The sequence below is a fragment of the Shigella sp. SIG6 genome (assembly GCF_053555815.1).
In genome coordinates this window covers 1-12,406 of sequence record NZ_JBQZXC010000012.1, presented here as the reverse complement: position 1 = coordinate 12,406, position 12,406 = coordinate 1, and the positions used below count along the sequence as shown (strand labels likewise).

The 12,406-nt window shown below is 52.3% G+C and carries 13 protein-coding genes; 3 read left to right on the top strand and 10 right to left on the bottom strand.

What is annotated here, in order from left to right; all coding sequences use genetic code 11:
* Nucleotides 1-353: 353 nt before the first annotated feature.
* The 10 genes from ACUU1M_RS03695 to puuA form a co-directional block, all read right to left on the bottom strand.
* On the bottom strand, nucleotides 354-707 hold the full coding sequence (locus ACUU1M_RS03695) for a DUF559 domain-containing protein (RefSeq protein WP_000968844.1): 354 nt from the start codon (nucleotides 705-707) through the stop codon (nucleotides 354-356).
* Nucleotides 708-774: 67 nt separating this feature from the next.
* On the bottom strand, nucleotides 775-1,581 hold the full coding sequence (gene sapF / locus ACUU1M_RS03690; RefSeq protein ID WP_000573407.1) for a peptide ABC transporter ATP-binding protein SapF: 807 nt from the start codon (nucleotides 1,579-1,581) through the stop codon (nucleotides 775-777).
* Between the two features lies 1 nt (nucleotide 1,582).
* The gene (gene sapD / locus ACUU1M_RS03685) at nucleotides 1,583-2,575 is read right to left on the bottom strand and encodes a peptide ABC transporter ATP-binding protein SapD (RefSeq protein WP_001128858.1); all 993 of its coding nucleotides are present in this window, start codon (nucleotides 2,573-2,575) and stop codon (nucleotides 1,583-1,585) included.
* Nucleotides 2,575-3,465 carry a peptide ABC transporter permease SapC gene (sapC, locus tag ACUU1M_RS03680; RefSeq protein WP_001146163.1) on the bottom strand — a complete coding sequence of 297 codons (891 nt, stop codon included), beginning with the start codon at nucleotides 3,463-3,465 and terminating at the stop codon, nucleotides 2,575-2,577. The genes sapD and sapC overlap by 1 nt, the downstream gene beginning before the upstream one ends.
* Entirely contained in the window at nucleotides 3,452-4,417 is a 966-nt protein-coding gene (gene sapB / locus ACUU1M_RS03675; RefSeq protein WP_000583255.1) for a putrescine export ABC transporter permease SapB, read from the bottom strand. Before sapB ends, sapC begins: the two co-directional genes overlap by 14 nt.
* Complete coding sequence (gene sapA / locus ACUU1M_RS03670) at nucleotides 4,414-6,057, bottom strand: ABC transporter substrate-binding protein SapA (RefSeq protein ID WP_001250218.1); 1,644 nt, start codon at nucleotides 6,055-6,057, stop codon at nucleotides 4,414-4,416. The genes sapB and sapA overlap by 4 nt, the downstream gene beginning before the upstream one ends.
* A gap of 312 nt (nucleotides 6,058-6,369) precedes the next feature.
* Complete coding sequence (locus tag ACUU1M_RS03665; protein ID WP_001015110.1) at nucleotides 6,370-6,615, bottom strand: YmjA family protein; 246 nt, start codon at nucleotides 6,613-6,615, stop codon at nucleotides 6,370-6,372.
* Between the two features lie 133 nt (nucleotides 6,616-6,748).
* Nucleotides 6,749-8,011 carry an APC family permease gene (locus ACUU1M_RS03660; RefSeq protein WP_005074646.1) on the bottom strand — a complete coding sequence of 421 codons (1,263 nt, stop codon included), beginning with the start codon at nucleotides 8,009-8,011 and terminating at the stop codon, nucleotides 6,749-6,751.
* Nucleotides 8,001-8,165: a YmjE family protein gene (locus ACUU1M_RS03655; protein WP_120795382.1), complete on the bottom strand. Its 165-nt coding sequence runs from the start codon at nucleotides 8,163-8,165 to the stop codon at nucleotides 8,001-8,003. Before ACUU1M_RS03655 ends, ACUU1M_RS03660 begins: the two co-directional genes overlap by 11 nt.
* Nucleotides 8,166-8,313: 148 nt before the next feature.
* Nucleotides 8,314-9,732 (bottom strand): glutamate-putrescine ligase, encoded by a 1,419-nt coding sequence (puuA, locus tag ACUU1M_RS03650; RefSeq protein WP_005074648.1) that lies wholly within the window; start codon nucleotides 9,730-9,732, stop codon nucleotides 8,314-8,316.
* A gap of 211 nt (nucleotides 9,733-9,943) precedes the next feature.
* Between puuA and puuD the strand changes: the two genes are divergently transcribed.
* The 3 genes from puuD to ACUU1M_RS03635 all read left to right on the top strand — a co-directional run.
* Nucleotides 9,944-10,708: a gamma-glutamyl-gamma-aminobutyrate hydrolase gene (gene puuD / locus ACUU1M_RS03645; RefSeq protein ID WP_005049729.1), complete on the top strand. Its 765-nt coding sequence runs from the start codon at nucleotides 9,944-9,946 to the stop codon at nucleotides 10,706-10,708.
* 26 nt (nucleotides 10,709-10,734) lie between these two features.
* Nucleotides 10,735-11,292 carry an HTH-type transcriptional regulator PuuR gene (gene puuR, locus ACUU1M_RS03640; protein ID WP_001278727.1) on the top strand — a complete coding sequence of 186 codons (558 nt, stop codon included), beginning with the start codon at nucleotides 10,735-10,737 and terminating at the stop codon, nucleotides 11,290-11,292.
* 149 nt (nucleotides 11,293-11,441) lie between these two features.
* The coding region (locus tag ACUU1M_RS03635) for an aldehyde dehydrogenase family protein (protein WP_449144643.1) at nucleotides 11,442-12,406 on the top strand (965 nt) is incomplete at its 3' end.

Here is a 12,406-nt window from a genome sequence, read left to right as displayed (position 1 = left end):
TTGTTGATGCTTGTTGTGCCTGAAAATCAGGCGATTCGTCGTTTTAGTAAACAGTACGAACAGATAAACGGTTATTATAATCAACCTGGCTGTGAGTAGCTATAGTTGCTAGGTCCGACCGGAGCAGGCTGCGGCAGGGGGGGCGCTTTTCCCCTTACCCTAACCCTCTCCCCAGAGGGGCGAGGGGACCATATTGTGCAAATATTGTTACCCCAGCAACAAACAGGCTCATACAGCCCCTAACCCTTTTATGGCGATGGCTGGGATGGTTCAGACCTTGCCGAATATTCTCCAGCACTGTCTCCATGTTTTCACCACAACAGCTATTCGGCTCGGTCGGCCCCCTCGCCCTTTCAGGGTGAGGGTGACCGGCGGTTCAGTTCCTGCAGAATAATCTCCAGCACCGCCTCCTCATTACAATCAATCTCGTTATTCCAGAAACGCAGCACGGTCCAGCCCTGCGACTCAAGCCAGCTAGTGCGCCTGGTATCATAGGCAACTGCCAAATCATGCTGCCCACCATCCAGCTCAACGACTACGCGCGCCGAGCAGCAAGCAAAATCGAGAATGTAGCTCCCCACCGGATGTTGACGGCGAAATTTGAAATCACCAAAACGTCGGCTGCGAAGATATCGCCAGAGCTTTCGTTCCTGCAAAGTGAGATTGCGTCTTAAATCACGCGCATTTGATTTTATTTTATCCATCACCTCATTCTGACAAGATTTAATCTCTTGTCAGAATGAGGTGAATAATCTGGAAGGAGGATTCAGAAAATTAGCGATCTTTACGCCACGCATCCGCTGTCAATGCTTCGCCAAAGTGCCCGGCAATCAGCCGTTTGGTGAGTTCATGCAGCGGCGATGCCAGCACATCCGCGGTGCTGCCTCGCTCGACAACCTCGCCCTGATGCATCACCAGCACCTGGTCGCTAATGTGCTTCATCATTCCGATATGCTGGGTAACATAAATATACGAAATGCCCTGTTTTTCCTGTAACTCCAGCATCAGATTAATCAACTGCGAACGCATCGACATATCCAGTGAAGCGAGGGCTTCATCGGCAATAATGACTTTTGGGCGCAATATCAGCGCGCGCGCCAGACCCAGACGCTGTTTTTGTCCGGGTGCCAACATATGTGGATAGTAACTGACGTGATCCGGTAGCAGCCCAACCATACGCATCGTTTCAATAATCTGTTTGCGACGCTGTTCCGGTTCCAGGTCGGTGTTCAGGCGCAGTGGAAAATCCAGAATTTGTGAGATACGTTGACGGGGATTCAACGAGGTCGAAGGATCCTGAAAAATCATGCGAATACGCTGACTACGGAAGGAATAATCGCCAAAATGCAGCGGATGATCGTCAATCAATAACTCGCCGCTGGTAGGTTCTATCATTCCCGCCAGCATTTTTGCCAGTGTGGATTTACCCGAACCATTCTCGCCAATAATCGCCAGTGTCTGGCCTTCACGTAGCGTAAAGCTCAAGGGTTTTACCGCTTCTACGGTCTGACGACGAAACCAACCGGTCCGGTAGCGGAACGTTTTACTTAAATTACGCACTTCAAGCAGCGTTTCGATCATCTCACTCTTTCTCCATGTTCAGCGGGAAATGACAGGCATAGAGATGATTTTTCGCCCCCGTCAAACGTGGCGTCACAATGCATTCTCGTTGTGCATACGGGCAACGTGGCCCCAGACGACAACCAATCGGTAACTGTTCCAGCAATGGGATAGCGCCGGGTAGAGTATTGAGGCGACTTTTATGCGGCATCGCGCTGCCGAAGTCTGGTATCGCGCGGATCAGCGCCTGGGTATAAGGATGATGTGGCATCGTCACCAACTCCTTACTCGGCGCGGTTTCCACTGTTTGACCGCAGTAAAGCACGTTAATTTTATCCGCCCATTGGCTAAGCATTTGTAAGTCATGGCTGATAAGCAAAATAGTGGTATTGCTGTTTTGGTTGAGACGCGTCAGCAGGCGAAAGATTTGCGCCTGGGTTGTTGGCTCCATTGAGTTTGTCGGTTCGTCAGCAATCAGCAGACGCGGTTGATTCGCCAGTGCAATGGCTATCATCACTTTCTGACATTCACCTTCGGTCAACTCATAGGGAAAACTGCGCATCGCATCTTTGTGATCTTTAATCCCCACGCGGTGCAGCAGTTCAATGGCACGGCGTTTGCGCCAGCCAAAACGCTGCCACCAACGGCCTTTATAGGTCCAGGCTGGGATGTTTTGCATCAACTGGCGACCCACACGTTCTGAAGGGTCAAGACACGACTGCGGTTCCTGGAAAATCATCGACACGTTATGGCCAACCAGTTTGCGCCGTTCGCGTGCGGAGAGACGCAGCAAATCGATATCATCAAAACGCATACGGTCAGCAGTAACACGCCAGTTATCTTTATTCACCCCACAAATCGCTTTCGCAATCAAACTCTTGCCGGAACCGGATTCACCAACAAGACCGCGGATTTCACCTTCGGTTAAGGTCATACTTACCCGGTCGACGGCTTTAACCCACTCATCACCGGTTTTAAATTCAATGGTCAGGTTACGAATATCGAGTAATGGCATTATTCCACCCCCGCAATAATCGCACGACGAACGCCATCGCCAAGGAGGTTAACCAACAACACGCTAATCATAATTGCCGCACCTGGCAGCATGACAGTCCACGGGGCGACATAAATCAGTTCCAGCGCATCACCGAGCATCGCTCCCCATTCAGGCGAGGGGAGTTGTGCGCCGAGATCGAGAAAGCCCAGCGCGGCGATATCGAGAATTGCCATCGACAGTGCGCGGGTGATCTCGGTGACCAGCCCGGCGGTGATGTTTGGCATCACAGCAAACCAGAGAATATTCAGCGTTGATGCGCCATCCAGACGGGCGGCGATAACGTACTCTTTTTCCAGTTCGTCATGCACCATGCTGTAAATCGAACGTACCATACGCGGCAGCAATGCCAGCCAGACAGCAAACATAGCGTGGGACAAACTCGGTCCGGCAAACGCTACAACGATAATTGCCAACAGCAGCGAAGGGATCGCCAGTAAGGTATCCAGAATATGGTTAAGCACCGCTGAGCGGAGGCCGTGTGTCGCCCCGGCGAAGGTGCCCAGTACCAGGCCACAGATCGTCGCGGCAAGCGTCACCACAAATGCGCCACCCACGGTTGGCGCAGCTCCGCTCAGTAAACGGCTTAAAACATCACGTCCGAGGTCGTCAGTCCCCAGGAAGAAAGAAACTTCGCCATAGCGCGACCATGATGGCGGCAATAATTGATAACCGAGAAATTGCTGGTCGATGCCGTAAGGCGCAAACCAGCCGCCAAAAATACACAGTACAGCCAGTCCCGCGCAGCCGTACAGGCCGACCATCGCAGAGGCGTCACTATAAAATTTGCGCCAGGCGGTACGCAGCGTGCCCGGCGGGCGCTTTTCGCTGTATACGCTATCGTAAGGCATACCATTCCTTATGTTTCAGAGGGTTAGCCATGGCACCCAAAATATCAGAAATCACGTTAACAATAATGACCAGTGAGCCACACACCATCACTCCGGCGGAAATGGCTGCGTAATCCTGCTGGCGGATGGCGTTAATTAACCAGCGCCCTAAACCCGGCCAACTAAAAACCATTTCGGTGATCATCGCCAGCGTCAGCATGGTGGAAAACTGTAAGCCCAGGCGAGGAATAACCGGCGGTAACGCGTTATGCAGAACGTGGCGACGCAAAATAGTAAAGCGCGACAAACCGCGGGTCGCCGCCGCTTTTACATAGTTCTGGTCATACACTTCAATAGTGCTGATACGCATCAGGCGGATCACTTCAGTTGTTGGCGCAACCGACAGGGTGATCACGGGCAATATCATATGGCGGATTGCGCTCATGATCATTTCATCCCGCCATGGTGAGTCCGAAAGCCAGGCATCAATCAACGCAAAACCGGTAATCGGTTTCACTTCGTAGAGCAGATCGAAACGCCCTGAAACGGGCAACCAACCTAGCGTGAGTGAACAAAACAGTGTCAACAGAAGCGCCAGCCAGAACACCGGGATTGAAAAGCCCAGTAAGGCGATGGCGTTGATCAAGTTATCCTGCCACTTATGGCGCGTAATCCCGGCAATCATCCCCACGGGGATGCCAACAATCAGCGCAAAACCGAAGGCGAGGATGCACAGTTCTATCGTCGCCGGGAAGACCTCTTTTAACTGTTCGGCAATTGGTTGACCGTTAATGCTGGAAACACCAAAATCCCAGTGGATCAGGCCATTAAACCAGAACACCCAGGCATTCCACAGTGACGCGCCTTGTAACGGCGCGTGTGGAGTGAAATAGCTCAAGCTGAAGCCAACGAAGGTCAGCAGGAACAAGGTGACAATCAATAACAAAATGTGGCGTAAGGTGAAGATAATCATGGTTTTTTCACCTCATCCTGTTTCTCGCGATACACCCCAGCAAAGGAGGCGTTACCAAACGGGCTAAGTACCAGACCTTTGATATCGTACCGATAGGCCTGCAAACGCAATGACGACGCCAGCGGCAGAATAGGTAATTCCTGCGCCAGAATACTCTGCGCTTCGTCATAGGCTTCAATACGCGCTGCCAGCTGCTGCGAGGAGAGCGCCTTACGCAACACGCTGTCGAATTTCGGATCGCACCAGTGGGCGAGGTTGGTCTGTGAATGAATTGCCGCGCAGCTCAGTAACGGACGGAAGAAACTGTCCGGGTCGTTACTGTCCGTCGCCCAACCGGATAACGTCAGATCATGGCTCATATCCATCAACCGCGCCTCCTGAAAGCGACCTTCTACCGGCACAATCACCACTTTTACGCCAACCTGCGCCATATCCGCCTGAATCAGTTCGGCAGTTTTCAGTGGACTGGGGTTCCACGCCTGCGAACGTGTGGGCACCCACAGTTTCAGCGTTAAGTTTTCCAGCCCCAACGCCTTCAACTGTTCGCGCGATTTCGCCGGATTGTATTCAGTAATTTTAGCCTCGTTGTCATAGGCCCACGAGGCGCGCGGTAAAATAGAGGCCGCCGTTTCAGCCGTACCATAATAGATGGATTGCATCAGGCGCTGGTTATTAATCGCCAGTGCCAGTGCATGGCGGACAGAGGGATTATTTAGCGGCGGTTTGGCGGTGTTAAATGCCAGATAGGCGACGTTCATCCCAGGACGCAGCGTTAAACGCAAGCGCGGGTCGTCACGCAAAATGGATAGCTGGCTGGCAGCAGGCCAGGCCAGAACGTCGCATTCCCCGGTCAGGAGTTTCGACAGACGTCCGGTGCCGCCGGAGCCTAAATCCACCACTACCTGCGGCATTAACGGTTTACCGCGCCAGAAGTCATCATGACGTTGTAGGCGAATAAATTGCCCGGCGCGGTATTCCGACAACTGATACGGACCGGTGCCGACCGGTTGACGGTCGAGTTGCTCCTGGCGATCTTCTTTCTCTAACTTCCGGGCATATTCTGCCGACATGACCGAAGCATAATGGGTTGCGAGGTGCCACAAAAAAGAAGCATCCGGCTGGGCGAGTCGGAACTCAACGGTATGATTATCCAGTTTGCGGACGCTTTTCACGTTATCGGCAAATTGCAGGCTGTCGAAGTAGGGGAAGTTGCTGCCGTTGACGTTATGCCACGGGTTGTTGCGGTCAAAAATTCGCTGGAAGGTAAACACCACATCGTCGGCATTCATTTTACGAGTGGGAGTAAACCAGTCGGTTTTTTGAAACGGAACATCGCGACGCAGGTGGAAGCGATAGGTCGCGCCGTTGTCGAGTACTTCCCAGCTTTCGGCAAGTTCCGGCATCAGGCGATAGGTATAGGGATCGACATCCAGCAGTCGATCATAAAACTGGGCGGCAAGGGTATCGACAATTAACCCACTGCTCGCTTTGGATGGGTTAAAGGTGTTGACTTGCCCGCTGACGCAATAGACAAAACCGCTGTCGCGGATATCAGCATGCGGGGGGGATTCAGGCGCGGCGATTGCCTGACCACTCACAAGTCCAGCAATCACCAAAAGAGACGATAATACCTGGCGCATAATATTAAGGGATTTTATGTAAAGAGGCTATCTTACTAATATTTAATGACATTTGCCATTACCGTTTGTGTTCAGGGGTCGTAATGAGGGCCGTGTGGTTGGTCGTTGAACAGGTGGCGTCGCCATCTGTTCAACATTCGTACCCGTGATTTCTCTATAACTATAACTCACAGAACAACTTAGCGAGGAGCAGAGCGGTACGATCGTGAGAAACCCATTAAAGCACGCTGCAGTGCGTGTCATTGTTAGCCGGATGCGGCGTGAACGCTTTATCCGGACAACGATACTGACCGATCGTCTGCAATTAAATAATTACTCATTACCCCATTGATTCAAAAACTCTGCGATCTCATCAATGCGTACGGGATTAATCCCCGCTTCAGCAGCCATTTCATGTTGGGCTTCTTCGCTGATCTCTTCATTGTTCATCAAACGGGTGAGCAGTAACTGGAAGTAGTGGGCCAGCGGTGTGCGTTCAGCCTCTGCGACAGGCTCTGCGCATTCGGTCGCGTACTCATCGGCAATATCAAAATATTTTAGCGGGATATCGTGGTTCATTATTTGCCCCTGGGGTTAATGCGCTAAGCATAAGGGCGGATGATAGCACTCGTGATCCGGGTCATACATCTTTTTATAGTTAATGGCGCGGCGCGTTACCCTCAGGCAGGATAATGCGCCGCGCATCCGGCTATTACGTTTCGCTCACCGGCGTTCTGTCACCTTCGTACAGCGGCACTTTGCGATAGCGGCGGATCAGATACCACAAATATGCGCCGCCTAACGAAGCCCATACCAGACCGAGTGTCAGTGACGTTGACTCTAGGTTAACCCACAGTACACCCACCGTCAGCGCGCCAACCAGCGGCATCAGCAAATAGTGGAAGTGATCCTTCCAGCTTTTATTCATTCCTTTACGCCGCCAGAAATGATTAAACACCGACAGATTCACGAAGGTAAACGCCACCAGAGCACCGAAGTTAATCAGTGCTGTCGCGGTGACTAAATCAAAGAACAGCGGCGACAGCGCGACAATCCCGACCATAATGACGTTGAGTGCCGGAGTCCGCCATTTTGGGTGCACATAGCCAAACACGCGCTCCGGAAACACATTGTCACGCCCCATCACATACAGCAGACGCGACACGCTGGCATGTGAAGCCAGGCCAGACGCTAATGTGTTCACAAACGTGGTGCAGAGGAAAATCGACTGAAAGAGCTTGCCGCCGACGTACAGCGCAATTTCAGGCAGTGCGGCGTCCGGCGTCTCTTCCGAAAGCGTGGTCACCGCATCGAAACCGAGGAACGAGAAACAGACAATCGTCGCACCGGTAATAATCGGGATCAGGTGCGCGTTCTCGCTGATAAACGGCTGAAGTGACCAGACGGTGCCAACGCCTTCTCCTTTATGCAGTCCCTGAACCACCAGGAAGATAAACACCACCATGATGGAGATTTGCACCAGTACAAACAGGGTATTGAAGTTAGCGACCAGGTTGACGCTCTTCAGATTCGCGGCGCTTAAAATGGCGACGAAGGTTACCACCCACACCCACGGCGGCACTTCCGGGAAGAGGGCAGAGAGATAGATTTTCGCCAACAAAACGTTGATCATTGGCAAAAAGAGATAATCCAGCAGTGATGACCAGCCGACCATAAATCCGACGTGCGGGTTAATCGACTTTTGCGCGTAGGTATAGGCCGAACCGGCCTCCGGAAACTGGCGAACCAGTTTGCCGTAGCTGATAGCGGTAAACAGCACGCCCGCCAGCGCCAGCAAATAGGACGCCGGAACGTGACCGTCGCTAATGCCGGAGACAATACCAAAAGTATCAAATACGGTCATCGGCGTGAGATAGGCCAGACCCATCATTACCACCTGCCACAATTTCAGTGATTTTCGCAGACGGGTTTTGCCGGGTTGCGCAGCAATATTCAGTGGTGAATTAATAGCCATAATTGCTGCCTCCCCTGCGTAATAAGGTTTGCGGTCGTGTCGACCTGAAATCAAACCTGTTTAGCAAGGGAAGCAAAGGGGGCGGAGTCCAGTCAGTAGCAGGAGGGGCGCATACGCAGCCTCCCTCGCCATGCGGGGATTTAATCATCGGCATCATCTCATTTCCTCGTCACAGTCTTAATCGTTAACGGAAGCCCGTTGCCGCCTGCGCTCCATAACGCGACATCCGGGAAATGTCTGGATTACCAGCAAATGTCAGGCCTGGCTCCGCTCAGGCCGATGAAACAACCCCGCAAGGGGAATTACGCGTTTTTCAACATCCACTCAATTTCTGTTTCTGTGATGAGGCGCTCAAACTGCAACAGCTCATCATTTTTACAGGCGTGATACACATGGCAAAACCGTTCGCCTAAATAGCGGCGCAGGTGATCATTCTCGATAAACTCACCCAGGGCATCGCTCTGGCGAATCGGGAAGGGTAAGCCTTCCTGTTCCAGCCCGTTGCCTTCGACTTCTTCCTGCAACGGCAGCTCGTTATCAAGGCCATGCAAAATACCGGCAAAAATCGCTGCCATCACCAGATATGGGTTGGCATCGGCACCCGCCACGTGATATTCCACGCGGTGATTATGACGGTCACCGCACGGAATACGCAGGGCGACGGTGCGGTTGTTATGGCCCCACGACGCCTGCGTCGGCACATACATTCCCGGCTGGAAGCGGCGATACGAGTTCACGTTTGGTGCCAGCAACGCCATCGACGACGGCATCAGGTCAATCATCCCGGCGAGCATCTTTTTCAGCAGCGGCGAATCTTCGCCTTCTGTGTCAGAAAGCACATTCTCGCCACGATTATTTTGCATACTGATATGGATATGTATCCCGCTGCCCGCGTGCTCTTCATACGGCTTCGCCATAAAAGTGGCGTGCATCTTATGCTTTTCTGCCATCAGACGCACCAGGCGTTTTAGTGCCAGCGCATCATCGCAGGCTTCCAGCACGTTATCAGTATGGTAAAGGTTGATTTCAAACTGACCCGGCGAGGCCTCAGCGACCGCGCCATCTGCCGGAATCAGCTGCAACTGCGCCAGTTCATCAATATCATTGAGCACGTCGGCGAAGTGGTTGAGGTTATCAACGGAGTAAACCTGGCTTTGTGTATTGCGGTCATCGGTGCCAGGCGCGCAGGGCGGTTGCAGATCCCCTTCAGCGCCGCGCTGGCGATCCAGTAAATAGAACTCCAGCTCTACCGCTACAACCGGGAACAATCCGCGCTGGCGCAGCTGCTGCCACAGGCGGTTAAGAACGTTCCGCGGCTCAACGTCAAAGGGAGCGCCATCTTCATCGACCATGGTCAGGAGCATCTGACCGATAAACTCTGGATCGGCGGCAGAAGGAGTTAAGGAACCGAGAACAGGAACACAGGTACGATCCGGCTCGCCCATTTCCTGACCCAGACCTGCTTCTTCTACTACGTTGCCCAGAATATCCATTGCAAATACCGAGGCCGGGAAATAACACCCTTTCTCGAGCTTCTTCAGGCTTGAAACAGGGATACGTTTTCCACGGAAGCAACCATTCAAATCAGTAAGTAAAACATCAACATATTGCGTATTCGGGTAGCGCTCCAGGTAGCGTTTCACTTCCTGCGTAAAGGCGCTACCCCGCCTCTCTTCTGACTGCTGAACAAAGTTCTCTACTTCAACGATATTGGTTTCCATGATTCTTCGCCTTTGGTTTGTTTTCCGCTCGTTATCAAAGCGTAAAATATAATGACCATCATTCGAATCTGTATGCAAACTAAATGTTTATCAAATGTTAAATTGAGTTTGAAAAAATGAAAATCCACTGCTAGATTGAAAAAATATTGAACATAAAGGTCATTTAAAGCGCAGTAATGGCGATAATTTAGTCCACTTTGTGAGATTGAGCATGGAAAATATAATGAACAATCCGGTTATCGGTGTCGTAATGTGCAGGAACAGGCTTAAGGGTCATGCGACCCAGACTCTGCAAGAAAAGTACCTGAATGCCATCATCCACGCAGGCGGCTTGCCAATTGCGCTACCACATGCGCTGGCGGAACCGTCGTTACTTGAACAACTTTTGCCGAAACTCGATGGCATTTATCTTCCTAGTAGTCCCAGCAATGTGCAGCCGCACCTATATGGTGAAAACGGCGATGAGCCTGACGCCGATCCCGGGCGTGATCTTCTGAGCATGGCGATAATTAATGCCGCACTCGAAAGGCGCATCCCCATTTTCGCCATCTGCCGGGGTTTACAAGAACTGGTGGTGGCAACCGGTGGTTCGTTGCATCGCAAGCTGTGCGAACAGCCTGAATTGCTGGAACATCGGGAAGATCCCGAACTGCCGGTGGAACAGCAATATGCACCGTCGCATGAAGTTCAGGTTGAAGAGGGGGGATTACTGTCTGCGTTGTTACCTGAATGTAGCAACTTTTGGGTAAACTCTCTACATGGACAAGGGGCGAAGGTCGTTAGCCCACGGTTGCGTGTTGAAGCTCGCTCGCCGGATGGCTTAGTTGAGGCGGTTAGCGTCATCAATCATCCTTTTGCGCTGGGCGTACAGTGGCACCCGGAATGGAACAGTAGCGAGTACGCGCTTTCGCGTATATTGTTCGAGGGCTTTATCACCGCTTGGCAGCACCATATCGCTGAAAAACAGCGACTCTGACCACTACAGTTTAAGGAAATGCAAATATGAGTGATGAGGGACTGGCGCCAGGAAAACGCTTGTCGGAAATCCGCCAGCAGCAGGGGCTTTCACAACGTCGTGCCGCCGAACTCTCCGGGCTGACTCACAGTGCTATCAGTACGATAGAACAAGATAAAGTCAGCCCTGCCATCAGTACGCTGCAAAAGCTGCTGAAGGTGTATGGTCTGTCACTCTCGGAATTCTTTTCCGAGCCGGAAAAACCTGATGAGCCGCAGGTCGTCATTAATCAGGACGACTTAATTGAGATGGGCAGTCAGGGTGTGTCAATGAAGCTGGTTCATAACGGTAACCCGAATCGCACGCTGGCGATGATCTTTGAAACGTACCAGCCGGGCACAACCACTGGGGAAAGAATTAAGCATCAGGGTGAGGAAATAGGCACAGTACTGGAAGGTGAAATTGTTCTGACGATTAATGGTCAGGATTACCACCTCGTCGCGGGGCAAAGTTATGCCATTAATACCGGCATCCCGCACAGTTTCAGTAATACGTCGGCAGGTATTTGCCGAATTATCAGCGCCCATACGCCCACCACGTTTTAATCTTTTTGTTTTGTAAGCCGGGTAAGCGCAATGCGCCCGGCAATCCATAAAGAATGTCGCCAGAAATAAACGGGCATGCAGCCCGGGGATCTCTGCGCCCTGACGTTCACAAACTGCATATATCTGATAGACGTGAAACAGGAGTCATAATGAATTTTCATCATCTGGCTTACTGGCAGGATAAAGCGTTAAGTCTCGCCATTGAAAACCGCTTATTTATTAACGGTGAATATACTGCTGCTGCGGAAAATGAAACCTTTGAAACCGTTGATCCGGTCACCCAGGCACCGCTGGCGAAAATTGCCCGCGGCAAGAGCGTCGATATCGACCGTGCGGTGAGCGCAGCACGCGGCGTATTTGAACGCGGCGACTGGTCACTCTCTTCTCCGGCTAAACGTAAAGCGGTACTGAATAAACTCGCCGATTTAATGGAAGCCCACGCCGAAGAGCTGGCACTGCTGGAAACTCTCGACACCGGCAAACCGATTCGTCACAGTCTGCGTGATGATATTCCCGGCGCGGCGCGCGCCATTCGCTGGTACGCCGAAGCGATCGACAAAGTGTATGGCGAAGTGGCGACCACCAGTAGCCATGAGCTGGCGATGATCGTGCGTGAACCGGTCGGCGTGATTGCCGCCATCGTGCCGTGGAACTTCCCGCTGTTGCTGACTTGCTGGAAACTCGGCCCGGCGCTGGCGGCGGGAAACAGCGTGATTCTAAAACCGTCTGAAAAATCACCGCTCAGTGCGATTCGTCTCGCGGGGCTGGCGAAAGAAGCAGGCTTGCCGGATGGTGTGTTGAACGTGGTGACGGGTTTTGGTCATGAAGCGGGGCAGGCGCTTTCGCGTCATAACGATATTGATGCCATCGCCTTTACCGGCTCCACGCGTACGGGTAAACAACTGCTGAAAGACGCGGGTGATAGCAACATGAAACGTGTCTGGCTGGAAGCGGGCGGCAAAAGCGCCAACATCGTTTTCGCCGATTGTCCGGATCTGCAAAAAGCGGCAAGCGCCACCGCCGCAGGCATCTTCTACAACCAGGGCCAGGTGTGCATCGCCGGAACGCGTTTGTTACTGGAAGAGAGCATCGCCGATGAATTCTTAGCCCTGTT

Bases quoted from the DNA above. Each gene is read 5' to 3' on its own strand.
- sapF (WP_000573407.1), bottom strand. From the start codon at position 1,581: ATGATCGAAACGCTGCTTGAAGTGCGTAATTTAAGTAAAACGTTCCGC.
- sapD (WP_001128858.1), bottom strand. From the start codon at position 2,575: ATGCCATTACTCGATATTCGTAACCTGACCATTGAATTTAAAACCGGT.
- sapC (WP_001146163.1), bottom strand. From the start codon at position 3,465: ATGCCTTACGATAGCGTATACAGCGAAAAGCGCCCGCCGGGCACGCTG.
- sapB (WP_000583255.1), bottom strand. From the start codon at position 4,417: ATGATTATCTTCACCTTACGCCACATTTTGTTATTGATTGTCACCTTG.
- sapA (WP_001250218.1), bottom strand. From the start codon at position 6,057: ATGCGCCAGGTATTATCGTCTCTTTTGGTGATTGCTGGACTTGTGAGT.
- ACUU1M_RS03665 (WP_001015110.1), bottom strand. From the start codon at position 6,615: ATGAACCACGATATCCCGCTAAAATATTTTGATATTGCCGATGAGTAC.
- ACUU1M_RS03660 (WP_005074646.1), bottom strand. From the start codon at position 8,011: ATGGCTATTAATTCACCACTGAATATTGCTGCGCAACCCGGCAAAACC.
- ACUU1M_RS03655 (WP_120795382.1), bottom strand. From the start codon at position 8,165: ATGCCGATGATTAAATCCCCGCATGGCGAGGGAGGCTGCGTATGCGCC.
- puuA (WP_005074648.1), bottom strand. From the start codon at position 9,732: ATGGAAACCAATATCGTTGAAGTAGAGAACTTTGTTCAGCAGTCAGAA.
- puuD (WP_005049729.1), top strand. From the start codon at position 9,944: ATGGAAAATATAATGAACAATCCGGTTATCGGTGTCGTAATGTGCAGG.
- puuR (WP_001278727.1), top strand. From the start codon at position 10,735: ATGAGTGATGAGGGACTGGCGCCAGGAAAACGCTTGTCGGAAATCCGC.